At 58.9% G+C, this 13,341-nt stretch carries 18 protein-coding genes and 2 pseudogenes; 10 read left to right on the forward strand and 10 right to left on the reverse strand.

Going from position 1 to position 13,341, the window contains the following annotated elements; genetic code table 11:
* The first annotated feature begins 298 nt into the window (after window positions 1-298).
* The 4 genes and pseudogenes from FJ434_RS30135 to FJ434_RS11115 all read left to right on the forward strand — a co-directional run bounded on the left by FJ434_RS30135 (window position 299) and on the right by FJ434_RS11115 (window position 2,047).
* Window positions 299-568, forward strand: coding sequence for a helix-turn-helix domain-containing protein (locus tag FJ434_RS30135; RefSeq protein ID WP_281406441.1), 270 nt, complete (start codon window positions 299-301; stop codon window positions 566-568).
* Between the two features lie 19 nt (window positions 569-587).
* Window positions 588-824 (forward strand): hypothetical protein, encoded by a 237-nt coding sequence (locus FJ434_RS11105; protein ID WP_140717001.1) that lies wholly within the window; start codon window positions 588-590, stop codon window positions 822-824.
* 510 nt (window positions 825-1,334) lie between these two features.
* Window positions 1,335-1,421, forward strand: a pseudogene (locus FJ434_RS11110) (IS5/IS1182 family transposase); the annotation flags it as partial.
* A 449-nt stretch (window positions 1,422-1,870) separates the two neighbouring features.
* Window positions 1,871-2,047, forward strand: a complete 177-nt coding sequence (locus tag FJ434_RS11115) for a hypothetical protein (protein ID WP_140746876.1) — start codon at window positions 1,871-1,873, stop codon at window positions 2,045-2,047.
* Window positions 2,048-2,050: 3 nt separating this feature from the next.
* Here the strand turns inward: FJ434_RS11115 and FJ434_RS11120 are convergent, their stop codons facing one another.
* The 3 genes from FJ434_RS11120 to FJ434_RS11130 form a co-directional block, all read right to left on the reverse strand.
* Window positions 2,051-2,239 (reverse strand): hypothetical protein, encoded by a 189-nt coding sequence (locus tag FJ434_RS11120; RefSeq protein ID WP_140746879.1) that lies wholly within the window; start codon window positions 2,237-2,239, stop codon window positions 2,051-2,053.
* A 775-nt stretch (window positions 2,240-3,014) separates the two neighbouring features.
* Window positions 3,015-3,545, reverse strand: a complete 531-nt coding sequence (locus tag FJ434_RS11125) for a DUF1003 domain-containing protein (RefSeq protein ID WP_140746881.1) — start codon at window positions 3,543-3,545, stop codon at window positions 3,015-3,017.
* Entirely contained in the window at window positions 3,542-4,405 is an 864-nt protein-coding gene (locus FJ434_RS11130; RefSeq protein ID WP_246676001.1) for an alpha/beta hydrolase, read from the reverse strand. The genes FJ434_RS11125 and FJ434_RS11130 overlap by 4 nt, the downstream gene beginning before the upstream one ends.
* Window positions 4,406-4,417: 12 nt before the next feature.
* Here FJ434_RS11130 and FJ434_RS30140 point away from each other — a divergent pair, with 12 nt between their 5' ends.
* On the forward strand, window positions 4,418-4,708 hold the full coding sequence (locus tag FJ434_RS30140; RefSeq protein WP_246676000.1) for a hypothetical protein: 291 nt from the start codon (window positions 4,418-4,420) through the stop codon (window positions 4,706-4,708).
* Between the two features lie 15 nt (window positions 4,709-4,723).
* On the opposite strand, the gene FJ434_RS11135 is transcribed toward FJ434_RS30140, so the two are convergent.
* The 3 genes from FJ434_RS11135 to FJ434_RS30465 all read right to left on the reverse strand — a co-directional run bounded on the left by FJ434_RS11135 (window position 4,724) and on the right by FJ434_RS30465 (window position 6,512).
* The gene (locus tag FJ434_RS11135; RefSeq protein ID WP_140716993.1) at window positions 4,724-5,650 is read right to left on the reverse strand and encodes an NAD(P)/FAD-dependent oxidoreductase; all 927 of its coding nucleotides are present in this window, start codon (window positions 5,648-5,650) and stop codon (window positions 4,724-4,726) included.
* Between the two features lie 147 nt (window positions 5,651-5,797).
* Complete coding sequence (locus FJ434_RS11140) at window positions 5,798-6,040, reverse strand: hypothetical protein (protein ID WP_140716991.1); 243 nt, start codon at window positions 6,038-6,040, stop codon at window positions 5,798-5,800.
* 337 nt (window positions 6,041-6,377) lie between these two features.
* Complete coding sequence (locus FJ434_RS30465; RefSeq protein ID WP_281406442.1) at window positions 6,378-6,512, reverse strand: hypothetical protein; 135 nt, start codon at window positions 6,510-6,512, stop codon at window positions 6,378-6,380.
* A gap of 160 nt (window positions 6,513-6,672) precedes the next feature.
* On the opposite strand from FJ434_RS30465, the gene FJ434_RS11145 reads away from it, so the two are divergent.
* Together FJ434_RS11145 and FJ434_RS11155 are read left to right on the forward strand one after the other, a co-directional pair.
* Window positions 6,673-6,972: a DUF1236 domain-containing protein gene (locus tag FJ434_RS11145; protein ID WP_140506165.1), complete on the forward strand. Its 300-nt coding sequence runs from the start codon at window positions 6,673-6,675 to the stop codon at window positions 6,970-6,972.
* Between the two features lie 868 nt (window positions 6,973-7,840).
* Window positions 7,841-8,056, forward strand: a complete 216-nt coding sequence (locus FJ434_RS11155; RefSeq protein ID WP_140506169.1) for a DUF3072 domain-containing protein — start codon at window positions 7,841-7,843, stop codon at window positions 8,054-8,056.
* A 123-nt stretch (window positions 8,057-8,179) separates the two neighbouring features.
* Here the strand turns inward: FJ434_RS11155 and FJ434_RS11160 are convergent.
* The 3 genes and pseudogenes from FJ434_RS11160 to FJ434_RS30145 all read right to left on the reverse strand — a co-directional run bounded on the left by FJ434_RS11160 (window position 8,180) and on the right by FJ434_RS30145 (window position 9,284).
* Window positions 8,180-8,558, reverse strand: a pseudogene (locus FJ434_RS11160) (low affinity iron permease family protein).
* Window positions 8,559-8,727: 169 nt separating this feature from the next.
* Complete coding sequence (locus FJ434_RS11165) at window positions 8,728-8,970, reverse strand: DUF4112 domain-containing protein (RefSeq protein ID WP_210241532.1); 243 nt, start codon at window positions 8,968-8,970, stop codon at window positions 8,728-8,730.
* Between the two features lie 32 nt (window positions 8,971-9,002).
* Complete coding sequence (locus FJ434_RS30145; RefSeq protein WP_246675999.1) at window positions 9,003-9,284, reverse strand: YidB family protein; 282 nt, start codon at window positions 9,282-9,284, stop codon at window positions 9,003-9,005.
* A gap of 503 nt (window positions 9,285-9,787) precedes the next feature.
* Between FJ434_RS30145 and FJ434_RS11175 the strand changes: the two genes are divergently transcribed.
* Window positions 9,788-10,255, forward strand: a complete 468-nt coding sequence (locus tag FJ434_RS11175) for a metallophosphoesterase family protein (RefSeq protein WP_140746887.1) — start codon at window positions 9,788-9,790, stop codon at window positions 10,253-10,255.
* A gap of 129 nt (window positions 10,256-10,384) precedes the next feature.
* On the opposite strand, the gene FJ434_RS11180 is transcribed toward FJ434_RS11175, so the two are convergent.
* Window positions 10,385-11,281, reverse strand: coding sequence for an SIR2 family protein (locus FJ434_RS11180; protein WP_140747199.1), 897 nt, complete (start codon window positions 11,279-11,281; stop codon window positions 10,385-10,387).
* Between the two features lie 387 nt (window positions 11,282-11,668).
* On the opposite strand from FJ434_RS11180, the gene FJ434_RS11185 reads away from it, so the two are divergent.
* Both FJ434_RS11185 and FJ434_RS11190 read left to right on the forward strand, forming a co-directional pair.
* The gene (locus FJ434_RS11185) at window positions 11,669-11,896 is read left to right on the forward strand and encodes a hypothetical protein (protein ID WP_140506173.1); all 228 of its coding nucleotides are present in this window, start codon (window positions 11,669-11,671) and stop codon (window positions 11,894-11,896) included.
* A 639-nt stretch (window positions 11,897-12,535) separates the two neighbouring features.
* Window positions 12,536-13,318 carry a heme-binding protein gene (locus FJ434_RS11190; RefSeq protein ID WP_181165883.1) on the forward strand — a complete coding sequence of 261 codons (783 nt, stop codon included), beginning with the start codon at window positions 12,536-12,538 and terminating at the stop codon, window positions 13,316-13,318.
* The last annotated feature ends 23 nt before the right edge of the window (window positions 13,319-13,341 follow it).

The raw sequence follows: 13,341 nt of genomic DNA on the forward strand, positions 1-13,341 counted from the left end.
TGTCCGGCAGGGGTAATATCCTCTCGAAGTCGCCTGCCCGGCTTCATGCATTCGAACAGAGCCGTTGATGCCGCGCGACGCTCGCGGTTCCGAACTGTCACCGCCAGCCGGAACTTTTGGCGTGAATAAAAGTTCGGTAGCGCCGGCCCGAGTGGGCTTCATGCGACACGACGCTCTGCGCAGCATTTGCGACCAACACCCCCGCATCGCCACGGCCTTCTGGCGGTCGACGCTAATCGACGCCGCAATATACAGGGAGTGGGTCACCAATGTGCGGAGACGGGAGGCTTATACCCGCATGGCTCACATTTTATGCGAACTGATATGTCGCATGCGATCGGTGGGGCGCATTGAGGATCACGTTGCGGATATTCCCATAACTCAGGCCGCACTTGGCGATGCATTGGGTTTGTCAACGGTCCATGTCAACCGAATGCTTCAGGAACTACGACGTGAAGGCCTCATCGCCACCACAGGATCGAGAGTGCATGCTCGCGACTGGGCCGGCCTCAAGCGGGCAGGAGATTTCGACACAACCTACCTGCACCAAAAGAACCCCGCAGATTAGTGGTGACGGGAACTCTTCGATGGCACGATTTTTCTTTGACAGCGGTGATCGCGATCTGGTCTTGCAGGATGAGATAGGTGTGGAGTGCGCTGGTATCGAAGAGGTGCGCCGTGTCGGATTCGAGGGCCTCGTCGACCTCTCGAGAGACGAACTGAAAAGCATCGACGGGCAGCAATTGTTTGTCGAGGTGCGTGATGAGAATGGGGAAAAAGTCCTGCGACTAAGTCTATCACTTGATATCAAAATGATGAGATGAATTCGTACGGTTTTCACGCCGGCGGCTGCGCCCTTGCGACGGCATCCGGTTGCTCCCGAAAATCTCTGCAACAGGAACGTGGCAACGGCGCCACGAACAAAGTTGCTTTAGTTTGCCGCCTGCCGGATCAGGCCCTGCCCACAAGCTAACCATGCCCATCGGACGGGAAGCCGGGAAGATGGTTCGGGCTTGATCACGGAGTAGATCGGCGCAAGTGGGCGGGCGCTTTAATCTATGTAAGTGCATCAAAGTCGGTGAGCGATTAATTGGGTCTATGCTTCGCACGCAGGACTTGTCAGCTCACGGGGCCCTATATCAGCTTGGAGCAAGACATGACAATCGCTTCCTGGACCTTCATCTCGCCAGATCAGACCAACAAGAAAGAGGTTCCGTCGGTGGAGGATCCGTCTAATGGCTGAGCACCGTCGCAAGCTCAACGCGTCAGGTCCGGGCCTTCCGGAGCAGATACAGCCCTCTACCTGTCCTGGCGGCTTATCATTAGCAGGTGTCCGCCGCGTCGCAACACGATACGACAAGTTGCTCGCCAACTTCATGGGCTTTGTCAAACTTGCCGCTATCGCTATCTCGCTCAGGTAATTAATCGTCACGCCCTAGAGAAAGTTGAGGGCTGTCAGACAGCCGTCCTTTACCCAGGTCGCCGATTGCTCAACCGCAGTTTGATATTCAGCCAGGGAACCATCAGGGAGCCGCCGAGTTCGACCAAGGATAAGCCTTGGGTTCCCAACATGGAAGAAATCGGCAAGGCCCAACAGAGGGCCATAGCCCGTCTCATACGTCAATGGATTTCCTCGGACGCCAGCCGTCGCCAGCTTCGGCAGTTGCTGGATCTGCCGACAGATGCGGATATGCCCCGCGAACATCGGTCATTGCTCGAGAACTTGACCGCAGGGTCGATGAATGAGTGCATGCTTGCTCGCACGAGGGAAATTCCGACAGGCACCCGGTCGCGGGGGAGTATTTTTCTCGGAGCCCCCGGAACTGCAACTTGCAGTAATCGCTAGTTTATCTCAGCAGCGGATAGTGCAATGCAACGAGCAGCAAAAGAAGCGGGCCGAGCGGCAAAAGGCCAGGAACTTGAGGTTGAACACCTGGTTGAGCTCACGGAGATCGATCCCAAGCAGGCGCGAAGGCTTCTTCGCAGGCATGGGGCCGATTGGCCGAAGCTCAGAGACGAGGCGGAAGCTCTGAAGACGGAAGATTAGTCGTCACCTTCCCAGCGGCTGCCGAGAAAACTGTTCACGTTCGTTCTCGTCCGTAATCCCGGCTTGATAATAAGCAAGAATGCGCGATGCGCGCCGTTCTCTCTCGGTTTCGGTTTCGTTTTTGATATTGCTGCGGGCCAGGACGCGGCTCAGTACGGCAAGTTCTGATGGGGTATAGGCGTCCCTATGCATCGCATCTCAACTCCCGCGTGGCCCGCCTCCGGAAGGGCCGACGTGGCCTCAAGCTGGTGTGCCAGCTCCGACGCCGAAGAAACAAGAAATCGTAAACAAGCATTCTCCGGCGCGGCCTAACGCTGAACGGGAAAGAATGTTCTGGAGGTTTCATGGAAGGAGGAAAAACGAAAAACGACGGGGTTTGCTGTGCATTTTAAAGTTGAGAAACGGCGGTTGTGATCCGGGTAGAAAGAAGACTGTCGCCACTTACATATACAACTGGAATGGTCGGGTTGGACCTCCGCAAGCCGAGCGACCTCCGATTGTCCCGGCCCCAGGCGATGTCGGTGAACGCGGCCTTGGGATCGGGTCGAAGGCCGCCAGCGCCGGGGCAGCATTTCGACCGCCGACGAACTAGAACCAAGCCTCCTCCAACCCTGACTCGAGGTCGAGCAGTATCATCGGCTCATCTTCGACGATCAGAACGGCGCCATCGTTCACCGGAATATCCCCAGGTCGCCCACCGCTACCTCGGCGTCAACTTGGTTCCGTCTGATACCCATCGGCGGTGGGTGACTCCGAAGCGTTACGCCACCGCGACATCCAAGCGTAGTGATGAAGGCCCGCCTCGGACAAAACCGAGACGGGCCGAAGCTGCTTTGACAGCCTTGAGGCCAAGACAATGAGGGAGGATTGTAGGCCTGCAACCAAACATTGAGCAGCGGTAAATGTTCCTCGGGGTAAGCTCCTTCAGTCTCGGCGGCGGCCCGTTCGACGTGTGCATCTTGTTTGCTCAAGATTTCTCCTGATCTGCGGAAGCTTGCTGAATTTGCGTCATCACCTGCCGGGGATCGACATTCTCGGCCAGTTGCGGCAGCTCCTCATCGGCCGGCGTCGAGACATTCAGACGGCCTGTCAAGGCGGCCACCATTTCGATGAGCCGCGTGGTTTCGTGCTCGTTGAGAAGGCTGATCTGGAGGTCCAGTTCCGCTCGGCGCTCGCTGTGTTCGGCCATTCTGTTTTGGTTGATCAGCACGAAAGTGGACAGGAAGATTGCCTCGACCGAGGCGACCATGGCCAGGATCACAAAAGTTGGGTCCCATGCTGGGATGGCGGGTATCGCGTCAAGGTTGGCAAGAATCCAGGCGACGAGAATTGCGAGATGCAAATAGACAAAGGCCATACTTCCCGCGAAGCGCGAAACGGCGCCAGCAATTCGCGCCTGAAGGCTTTGGTCCTCCTCCTGCTGTCGCCTGTGGTCGATCAGGGCCTGGATGTTCTGGTGAAGGACCGACTGTATGTCGGCGGGATGTTGATCGTTCATTTCTTTAAAGCCCGGTTTGGCGGGGATATCATCTGCTGGCCCTCATCGCCGGCTGGTACCTCGGGCGAGACCGAACTTGTCGGCTGGCCTAGGTCGCGGCCGACGGCCCCTTGAAACGAGGAGTGCAGTCCTGCAATCGCGTGGACCATGGCCACCACCGCCTGAGGGGCGCTCTGGTGAACCATATGGCCGGCGCCCGCAACGACGTTGAGGAGGGACCCGCTGACCTCCGCATGCAGGCGTCGTGCTTCCTGCTCCGCGTCGAACAACCGGTCTCCAGAGGCGGCCACGATGCCGGTCGGCACGGCAATATCCCTGTAGCTGGCCTTCGTCAGCAGGGCCGCGGCCAGCATCGATGCCGACTCCGAGCACACGGCGCGCAGTTGGGAGGGGCGGCTGGCGACCTCTTTTGCGCGAGCGGCGAAGTCGGCAGCGACAACCGCCGGGTGAAAGATCTTCTGCATCGCCCACGGCCAGGCAAGCCTCACAAGCGGCGGCAGCAAGGTGTGGCGAAACGCTGTGCCGGCGACCGGCAAAGCCGGAAGTGCGGCCAGTGCAAGATCAAGCCGCGGGGGCGGATAATAATAGCCGGAAACCAGCACGATACCGGCAATCGAAGGAGAATGCCTGCGCGCCAGTTCGAGGGCTATCCAAGCGCCCCACGAATGCCCAAGCACCAGATATTTGTCGATGCCCAGCCTGCCGGCGGCGGCATGTATGAGATCGGCTTGGTCGCGGGCAGACCACCGCCGGCCCCGCGCCCGTGTGCTTCGCCCGAAGCCCGGTCGATCAAATGCGAGCACCCGATAGGTCTTTGCCGCCTGATCGAAGATGCCACTCGACTTGAAATCCTGCGCCATGGATCCGTTTCCATGCAACAGAATGAGCGGCATGCCAGTGCCGGCTTCGAGAAAATGCAAGCGTATACCGTCAATCTCCAGCACACGCCCCTGCGCCCGGCCGGCAAGCGCACGCTTGGCGCGGACGTGGTTGTATCCGGCAAGTGCCGCCAACGCGGCGACAAGCAGCACGGTCGAGAGCTTCGGTCCATCTCTGTCGAACGCCATGCCAATGCCTGCCAGGAAGTGTCTTGCTCGGTTGCCCGCCGTGTCGAACCTTCGGGACGACAGCTTGTTCCGCCAGACAAAGACAATGCTTTGTAGCCGGCTGAAAACGGCTCAGGCGGTAAGCTCTCTGTGGGCATGAGACGCGGCAATGGCAGCCTGTCCAAACGCGACGGCTATCTGGTTCAACGCTTTTACAACGTCACCGATCGCGTACATGCCGTCGACGGACGACTGCTGGTGCTCATCGACCGTGATGTAGCCCTCCGCGCAACATCTCGCGCCGAGGCCCAGGGCGAGTTGGGAGCGCACCTTGCAGCCCAATGCCGCATAGACTGCATCGAAGCGGCATGTCGTTCCGTCTTGCAAAATCGCCGCACACCCGTCAGCAGCCTGGCTGAGCTTGTCGAGAGTGTGACGGATGAGTATCCCTCTTTCGCCGGCCGCGCGGCGCGTGCTGGTTGAAAAGTCCGATGCGTGGGTCCCCAGCATCGTTACGTGTGGCGTGAATCGGCTAAGGAAAATGGCCTCGTGCAAGGCTCTGTCGCCCTGCCCGACGACCGCTATCTTCCGGTCGATAACCTCGTATGCGTCGCACACCGGGCAAAGCCGAACGACACCTGCGGCAATTGCCTCCGCCATGCGAGGCAAGACGGGTGTCGTGTCGATAATTCCGGTCGACAGGAAGACCTTACGCGCCCGGATTGTGCCGATCGAGGTCTCAGCGTCAAAGCCTCCGTCGCCAGAGGCCAGCGAAAAGACTTGCCCCTGCATCACGGTTGCTCCGTACAAGCTCGCGTGACGTCGGAGCCGATCCAGAAGATCGGGGCCACTTATCCCTTCTGGAAAGCCCGGACAATTATGGCTCCTCGGGATCAGGGCGGCACGGGGATCGCCGGCATCGACCACCAGCACGCGATGGCGGAAGCGGGCAAGATACTGGGCCGCGGTCAGTCCCCCGGGCCCGCCTCCGACGATCAGCACATCTTCGGCCTCGGCGTTCGGGTGACTGGCGTGGCTGTCATGCCTGGATTGTTCCATTAGTGGTGAACTATCTGGATTGTTCGATGTTCCAGCACGACACGACAAGCCAAGCGATCACGCGCCAGCCTGGATCGAACTTGACTGGCGGCCCGGCTATTGAGAAATCCGGGCTTCAGAGCGATTGTGCGCACCTGACCGTCAACGTCAGGCAGCGTTGCTGTCTTCCGTTTTCCAATCGCCCTGCCAACGCGCGCGCACGGCAATCATCAGCATGGCCGGTTCCGTCATCCCGGTCTGGAAAAGCCTGATCAGCTCTCTCGCGATAAAATGTGCTGCCGCGGTGTCCGGGAGAACGTCAAACTCCTGGCACATCGCGTCGAAGACCGCACGGAGCGTATCCAGATCATTGGGGTAGAAGGTGTCCGTGCGAATGGGTCGGTCAAGCATCAAGCGTCTCCAAACGAGCGAGAGTGCGATGGTCTCCCAAGCAGCGGAGCATTGCCCGCTGCCCTCGCGTTTTATGCGGCACAGCGCACGATGTGTCGCTAACCTATGATGTACCAAGCGAAGTTCGCGTACAAAGAGTCAGGCCCGTGCTCATCCGATGCCGCGCTCAACCGCACGGAGCGGTTTCCGGGTCGAAGTAAGCCACCCTCCAGAAATCGTGTTGGTCGCCTCGATGAGTGCTGGTTAGAGGGCTCGTACGCCACACTTGCGAGCAGCGGGCGAGCCCTATCCGGCGCAGGAAGGGACATAGCTGCGCGGATCCCGTTGGCCGCCCTCGTCATCCAAGAGCTACGCCGATTGCCAGGAGAGTAATCGCCATCGCGAAGACCGGTGCCAGCAACCAGCGTGCCTGGCCAATACTTTTTTCCATGACGCTTTCTTCAAATTTGCGGCGGTCAACGGCGCCGGTCATGTGACGGTTCCTCGATTTTGCTGAACGCAGACCTTTTCAGCATCATTCCAAGCCCAAAGTCCGGGATGCAAATCGGACCTAGGTACGGGCTCGGAACGTTTCGGATTCGGACACGTTCGGTCCAGGGCGATTATGCCCGAGCTCACAGGAAGGCTGTCACATGAGAATGCATTTCACCGCCGCCGCTGCTTCGTTTCTGCTCCTTGCCGGTGTCGGCATCGCTGCAGCCCAGGACGTCGTTATCGCGCCTGAACAGGACACGGTCATTCAGGAGTACGTGCACAAGCAGCCCCTCGCGTCCGTGGAAGTCCCCGGGGTCGAACTCAGCGTCGGCGCCGCGCTTCCCGACACCGTCGAGCTTCGCGAAGTTCCCAACGTCAAGTACCGCTATGTCGTGGTCCACAACCGGACAGTTCTCGTGGACCCGGGCACCCGCAAGATCATCAAGGTCTATAACTGACCAAAGTGCGGGTAGGCCCGTCGCTGATTGGGGCGACGGGCTGTACCGATTCAGAAATGGCGATCTTAGTGAGCGTCTCGCATAGACGAGGTTGGCGACAGCATCGACCATGACCGCAAATGCTGTCAACTTCCTCCCCATTCCGATATCCCGCCTTCACGGCATGCCGACCACGCGTTCACCGGTTCGGCAGAAGCGCCGCTCACTGTTAACCACCTGTCGAGTTGCGCCGCAGACCATTGTGGGCGCGCTCCGGCGGTGAGCGTCAGGGGGGTGAAGACCGGTGCTTTCTCAGCCTGGTAATCGCCGAGCGTCCGACGGTGATCACGCCGCCGCAGTCAGTCCGCACCGTCAACTTGTCGGCTTTGCGATCGATGCGGATGATGTCTCCAACAAGAACGACCTTATCTCCAGCGCGGGTTTTAGGTGGAGGGTCAACCGAATAGGGTCGGTCATACGATGGAATGTTTACTTTGGCGCGTCCGCTAGGCAGCATCGTGCTAACCGTACCCGTCAAGGTGACCTCGTCACCGATCTCAAATTCCCGGGGCACGCTATAGTGTAGCATAGACCTCCTCCGGCGCGTTCCTGATATTAATGCCGGCAAACTGACTTGGTTGCGTGAAATCGCAAGTCTCCGTGGCCCCAATCAGGCCGAGCACCCCTCTGCCAATGAGGCTTGCGGAAGCGCGGGTAGGAATTGCCGAGGCCGTCTATGAATGCATGGATTGATCGCCGCCCATCCAGCGCGCCCCTCAGGGCTGGCAATCTTGTCGACGGGGGTCGATGAACCGCGGCTCGTGACAATTCCCTTACGGAACAAAAGGAGATCAGAGACATTCTCTCCTGCTCAGACAGGAGACCTCAAATGCAGAACCTAAACGACAATGCTGATGTTTCAGCCAATATCGACAAGGACCCTGATGAATGGGTTAGTGGAGACGATCCAATGACGCCATCGCAAGCCTCATACTTGAAGACCCTGAGTGAGCAGGCCGATGACGCCGCGAGCTTCGAACAAGGGCTTAGTAAGGCCGAGGCATCCAAGCGCATCGATGCGTTAAGGGCCAAGCTGAAACTCTAACCGAACCTCCCGCGCTAGCCGTTCAATGCTGGAGACGGCGCAGCGTGTCACTTTGACGGCGCTGACGATTGCGACTGCCCCGCGAAAGCGGAGAAGGCCATTAGCCCATGTACCGCGACGCTGCTATGAACGAGTTCGATCCTTCTTGGACGCGTCCCGGGATAGGGGCAGCACGTTCGATTGAGTCGCTTCCTCTTCGAGCATCACTCGCTTTGCCCGGATCTCCTCGGGTTCGGCGTGCTCTAACCCGACAACATCGTTTCTGGTCTCTTTCAACGAAACGACGATCTCATCGAGCTTGGCATGAAGGGCGGCGGTGTCCCGATAGCCTTGAATGAGCACAACTCCGGTGATCACGATGGCCGCTACCGACGGGCATAGGTAACTGCATTCGTCAGGCCGAATGGCACCAGCGCGGTACACAGCACCTCGCTACAACCATGACATAAAAGCCAGGTGGGCGCGAAAGGAAGTCGGCCGTCAGAAAGAGGATGTGATTCATGAGGGGGTTCCTGTCGCGTACTCCTTCACGGTTGCGCCAAGGTGAAGAGGGCGACCAGCGCAGCGATAGCAACACAGATCGGTACAGCCGCGAACAGTCCAATCTCAAGAATGCGCGTCTCATTATTGCTGAACATCGTATAACCTCACTGTGTTTGAGGGATCAACAATCAACGATGAGGTCGGTTCCGACCGGTTGCTGCATCCCCTAGTACTGGCACTAGGCCCACTAAGGCATCCAATCCAAACCGAATTGGCGTTGCCGGGAGGCGCCATCGTGAATCAAGCAGAACGGCCAACAAGTCGAGCTCAGCAATTGCATTCGCAGTCTGACGATCCACAATAGGCTGCTCGCTTGTCCATAGCTTGGCGGCTGGCCTTGCTCGCTCGATCCGATCTCCTCGATAGCGCACTGCCCTTTCAAGTCCGCCTCCACCATCTCTGATTAGCTTTGCGTCGGCCGGAAAGGCACGTCATCGAGCAGCGTCGGCTCGCCCGAGGCATTCGTTTGGTGATCAGCTGGCAGGTTGCCGTTTGGGGTCATCTGGTTAATGGCATCCGGCAGATCCCTGGTGATCCTCGCAATCAGCTCCTCGCGCGAAAGGCCAGTCTGCCTCGAAAGAGCTTCCAGCGTCTGCACGTCAATGGCCCTTTCCACCTCGTGAGGCTCGATCGGCTCGTTCGGCCGGGTGCCAACCCAAGAGTCCACTTTCGCGCCTGCCTGCATTTCTAAAACGGTCGAGAAGATCGCCGAGCGCTGTACCGGAACCCCCCTTGGACACCTGGTCCAAAATCCCACCTTGCAGATTGTTTGGATCGCGCTCTCCCGCCCCACGGATCATCTCTGCGATCTTGTCGCGGTTTTGATAAGCCAGGACTCCCAGCATAGCGATCGCAAGTCTTCCAAGATTTGCCACTCGTTCCTCCTCTGGTCTCGACTATGGAAAAGGTCGCGCGCTGCCAAAGGTTCCGCAATTGGCCAGCTAACATTTGGGGGCGCGCAGGTCCGGTCGGGTGGAGGGCGGCAAGACGGTGGGATAGCCGTTTCGCACCACCAAAGCCCTAGTTCGAAAATCGCAAGTTTCTGGGTGTACGAGAGCCGTACCTTTTTGACAATTATGGTTTGAATGTTGCCTGGCTTTGACCTCGGAGCTCTCCTGATCCTGCAAAACCAGTGCCAGATACGAAATGCCGGTTTGATGCTTTCGCCGTCGAACTAGTGGCAGGGCCATGACATTCAGAATTGGCGTCATCTCGGACACGCACGGCTTGCTGAGGCCGGAGGCGGCGCGTTGCCTGGCCGGAGTCGACCACATCATTCATGGAGGAGACATCGGTCGCCCTGAGATCATCACGGCGCTTCGCTGTATCGCCCCGGTTACCGCGATCAGAGGAAACGTAGACACCGGTGGCTGGGCGCTGCCATACGCGGAAACCGAGCTCGTACGCCTCGCCGGGCGAGCAATCTACGTGCTTCATGATCTCAAGACGCTGCAGATCGACCCGGTTGCCCAAGGCATCGACTTGATCGTGTCCGGTCACTCGCATGTGCCGAGGATGGAGACAGTGGATGGCGTGCTTTATTTGAATCCGGGCAGCGCTGGCCCACGACGGTTTAAGCTGCCTGTCACCCTTGCGGCGGTCGACATCACTCGAGACAGCATAGAGCCTTCGATATTGAGCTTGGCAAGCGGCTGAACCAATTCACCGCGCACATCACGCCCGCACCTATATCCGAGTGTCTCCTAGTGGATGCTGCGGACCGAAATTGATGTTGAAATTTCAGACGGAATTCTCTGCCTCTCGCGGCTCGTTCAAGAGGCCCGCCTAACTTCCCCCCGAGCCGGTGGCTCCATTCGTCTGCCGGGCGGACATCGTTCCACCGGGGTCCGCCCGTCCAAATTTCGCCTCCTCCCCGACCGCCTCCACCAGCTGCCTGAGAAAGTTCACCAGGGCAGCCTGCGGATCATTGACCTCGCCGACGACCGCCGAAATGCCCCAGTGTCCAAGCACCGCCTCCTCCACGGGGTTTCGGCTGGCCATGAAGATGAACGAGGGAGGGCGATCTTTTTCATAGCCGGATCGATGCCAGGTTTGCCAAAGGCGGTGCAACAGCAACCGGATATTCGGGTCGGAAAGGCTATAGCCTATGAAGAGGATGGTGCTACCAAGGGCATCCGCACGAAACCGCACATCGAGTGGGGAATTAAAGGAAAGCCGATCGAGGTAGTCCGTTTCGGTCAGGACAAGCGACGAATCATCGTCGAAGTCGCCATGGAATTTCACGATGTGGGTGACCCCCTGCCGGGCTTGCGCTACATCGCGTGCATTGGCCACTTTGACGTATCGCTGACCGTATATTTCGAAAGCCAGTTCCAGGTTCCGGTCGTAGTTCGTGGTATAGATAATGGGGAAATTGAGCATCACAATGAGGCGATGCAACTCCGATGTCTCAATGCGGTCCCTGGCGACCGACCAGTTCCTGTCCATCCAGCTGCGCAGTGGTCCGATGCTGCCATGCCTAATCCGATAGTACTCGGCCAGAGTTTGAAAACGGTCGCGCCGCATCGAAAATTCCTCATCGATCCCAAGTTCTTTTGCCATCTGCTCGATCAGCTTTTCCCAGGATGGAAGCCCAACGCTGATCGACACACCCGCTCCGACAAACAGGATCGCACTACCGCGGCCGATCGCTTTTGCCAGTGATGCGAGCCCATCGGTCATAGATAGGAGCCGATGCTGGAAGAGGCGCTCCAAGCAGTTGCAGCCGTGGCAGAAGGCATTGACATTCTCTTTCGGATCACTGGCATCGTTCGCGACCAAACCAGCAGAGCGACGCTGTGTTCCCACGGTGCAGTCCGAAAGTTGCCGTCGGGGCTGGCGCGTCTGGTGACGACGTCTGTTGGAGCAGGGCAGCCGTTCCTTGAATAGTGGGGCGATTACGTCGCGCTGAAGGCACAACCCGGAAGCCAGCAGAGATGTGAGGTTCCGACCAGAGGATCGAGCTTGCCCGTGGCCGAGCACCTTGGCTGGGCAAAAATTTATAGCCATTAACAAATCTAAGTGCGGGCTAGTTCTGTTCCCGTACATTCGCGAGGAAAGGAGGCTGAGATGAGCCAAAAGCACCGCGATCTGGACTATCTTATCCAGCACTATATTGAGTGCAGGAGAGGCAAACCTTGGCCGCTTTCGGTATCGGCGGCCGTCGTCGCGATACGCACAGTTTTCCGGGGTTGCCTCGCTTCTGATTATGAACTGGCCACGCTCATTGCAAGAGCTGCGGTCAGCCGAGGCCAGATTGTCGATTTCGACCTCAATGAGCCTGCACAGGCGGCATAGCGCCAGCAGGACGCAGCTTACCTCGACAAATCCGCACGATGTGACAGAGACTCCTCAAGAGACTGGAGGTGGCTCTTCGGATCAGGTGCCGATAGCGCGTCACGAAGGCCCCACACAGCTCGTCACGCGAACACCAACACGAAACTGCGCCGAATTCCGTCAATAGCGGGGCTGTACCTGTTGCCCTGGCGCTCACAATTCAAGGCCGGCGGGTCAAGTCAAAGGCAATGGCACGTCCTGACCAGCAAGAAAACGCCCACTGCGTAAGGGATCAACAAAAGCACGACGGCCAACCAGTAACCAGGCTGAGCCATCGCGGCCAAATCTGATCGAAGCTGCTCCATTGGCTGTCCAACGCAGGGCAGTTCTGCTTGTTCCCTGGCTGCGATCATCAGAGTCCGGCGGTCAAGCCGGCTCTTCCGTTCACTGGCGGGCTGCAGAAGAGGAAAGATATGCTCTCACCAAGAGCGCTGAGGGCACCTGCATTGGCAGACCACTCAAGGGCAGGCCAGCCCCGGCTGCTTCGCGCGCCTAATGCCTGCAACACTGTCGCTCCACGCATCAGGAACAAAGCAGCTCCTTGTTCGTTCGGTGCCCAAGAGCGGATCAGCTCCCATGCAGAAGGTGTTTCGAGGAGCCATGGACCGTCGCCAGTTTCCCTTACCATCTCTGTGCCTCTTGATCCTGACGATTGTCGGGCTGGCACAAAACCCTGCGCGAGCCCAAGCGCCGTGCCCAGCCGACCACGAGAAGCTGCTCGCAGCCTTGAAGACCAATGTCAAGGCAAGCGGGGGCCCGGCGAATGGCGGCTTCGAGACCAATGAATGGGCGGCCGTTGTCGCCCGCGACGGGACGGTCTGCGCCGTCGCCTTCAGTGGACCTGCCGTCGATGCGCAATGGCCGGGCAGCCGGCTCATCGCCGCCGAGAAGGCGAATACAGCCAATGGGCTCAGCTTGGCGAACATGGCGCTCTCGACCGCCAACCTCTATGCAGGGGTGCAGCCGGGTGGGCCGCTGTTCGGTCTGCAGGCCACCAATCCCGTCAACCAGGCGGCAGCCTATGCCGGGGATGCCAAGACTTTCGGTAGCGCCCAAGATCCGCTGCTAGGCAAGCCGATCGGCGGCATTGTCGTGTTTGGCGGAGGCCTGGCTCTATACGACGGCAAAACGGTCGTCGGTGCACTTGGCGTCAGTGGCGATTCCTCCTGCGCCGACCACAATGTCGCCTGGCGCGTTCGCGCGGCGCTCGGCCTCGACAAAGTTCCGGCGGGCGTCAATCCCAATCGCAAGGATGCCATTATCTATGATCTCGATCCCGGTGGCAAAAGCGCCTCCGGGTGGGGCCACCCGCTTTGTGCCGGGCATGAGGCCGATGTCGCGGCCGAACTTGGTTCTGGCGTCGGAGGCTCGACGCCGAAATGAAGCGAACAGCCCAACCTGTCGCG

Source organism: Mesorhizobium sp. B2-5-13, assembly GCF_006440535.1.
Taxonomy (GTDB): domain Bacteria; phylum Pseudomonadota; class Alphaproteobacteria; order Rhizobiales; family Rhizobiaceae; genus Mesorhizobium; species Mesorhizobium salmacidum.

What these genes read in the sequence shown, in the direction of transcription:
- FJ434_RS30135 (WP_281406441.1), top strand. Translation starts at nt 299, where the DNA reads ATGGCTCACATTTTATGCGAACTGATATGTCGCATGCGATCGGTGGGG.
- FJ434_RS11105 (WP_140717001.1), top strand. Translation starts at nt 588, where the DNA reads ATGGCACGATTTTTCTTTGACAGCGGTGATCGCGATCTGGTCTTGCAG.
- FJ434_RS11115 (WP_140746876.1), top strand. Translation starts at nt 1,871, where the DNA reads ATGCAACGAGCAGCAAAAGAAGCGGGCCGAGCGGCAAAAGGCCAGGAA.
- FJ434_RS11120 (WP_140746879.1), bottom strand. Translation starts at nt 2,239, where the DNA reads ATGCATAGGGACGCCTATACCCCATCAGAACTTGCCGTACTGAGCCGC.
- FJ434_RS11125 (WP_140746881.1), bottom strand. Translation starts at nt 3,545, where the DNA reads ATGAACGATCAACATCCCGCCGACATACAGTCGGTCCTTCACCAGAAC.
- FJ434_RS11130 (WP_246676001.1), bottom strand. Translation starts at nt 4,405, where the DNA reads ATGGCGCAGGATTTCAAGTCGAGTGGCATCTTCGATCAGGCGGCAAAG.
- FJ434_RS30140 (WP_246676000.1), top strand. Translation starts at nt 4,418, where the DNA reads ATGCAACAGAATGAGCGGCATGCCAGTGCCGGCTTCGAGAAAATGCAA.
- FJ434_RS11135 (WP_140716993.1), bottom strand. Translation starts at nt 5,650, where the DNA reads ATGGAACAATCCAGGCATGACAGCCACGCCAGTCACCCGAACGCCGAG.
- FJ434_RS11140 (WP_140716991.1), bottom strand. Translation starts at nt 6,040, where the DNA reads ATGCTTGACCGACCCATTCGCACGGACACCTTCTACCCCAATGATCTG.
- FJ434_RS30465 (WP_281406442.1), bottom strand. Translation starts at nt 6,512, where the DNA reads ATGACCGGCGCCGTTGACCGCCGCAAATTTGAAGAAAGCGTCATGGAA.
- FJ434_RS11145 (WP_140506165.1), top strand. Translation starts at nt 6,673, where the DNA reads ATGAGAATGCATTTCACCGCCGCCGCTGCTTCGTTTCTGCTCCTTGCC.
- FJ434_RS11155 (WP_140506169.1), top strand. Translation starts at nt 7,841, where the DNA reads ATGCAGAACCTAAACGACAATGCTGATGTTTCAGCCAATATCGACAAG.
- FJ434_RS30145 (WP_246675999.1), bottom strand. Translation starts at nt 9,284, where the DNA reads ATGCAGGCAGGCGCGAAAGTGGACTCTTGGGTTGGCACCCGGCCGAAC.
- FJ434_RS11175 (WP_140746887.1), top strand. Translation starts at nt 9,788, where the DNA reads ATGACATTCAGAATTGGCGTCATCTCGGACACGCACGGCTTGCTGAGG.
- FJ434_RS11180 (WP_140747199.1), bottom strand. Translation starts at nt 11,281, where the DNA reads ATGACCGATGGGCTCGCATCACTGGCAAAAGCGATCGGCCGCGGTAGT.
- FJ434_RS11185 (WP_140506173.1), top strand. Translation starts at nt 11,669, where the DNA reads ATGAGCCAAAAGCACCGCGATCTGGACTATCTTATCCAGCACTATATT.
- FJ434_RS11190 (WP_181165883.1), top strand. Translation starts at nt 12,536, where the DNA reads ATGGACCGTCGCCAGTTTCCCTTACCATCTCTGTGCCTCTTGATCCTG.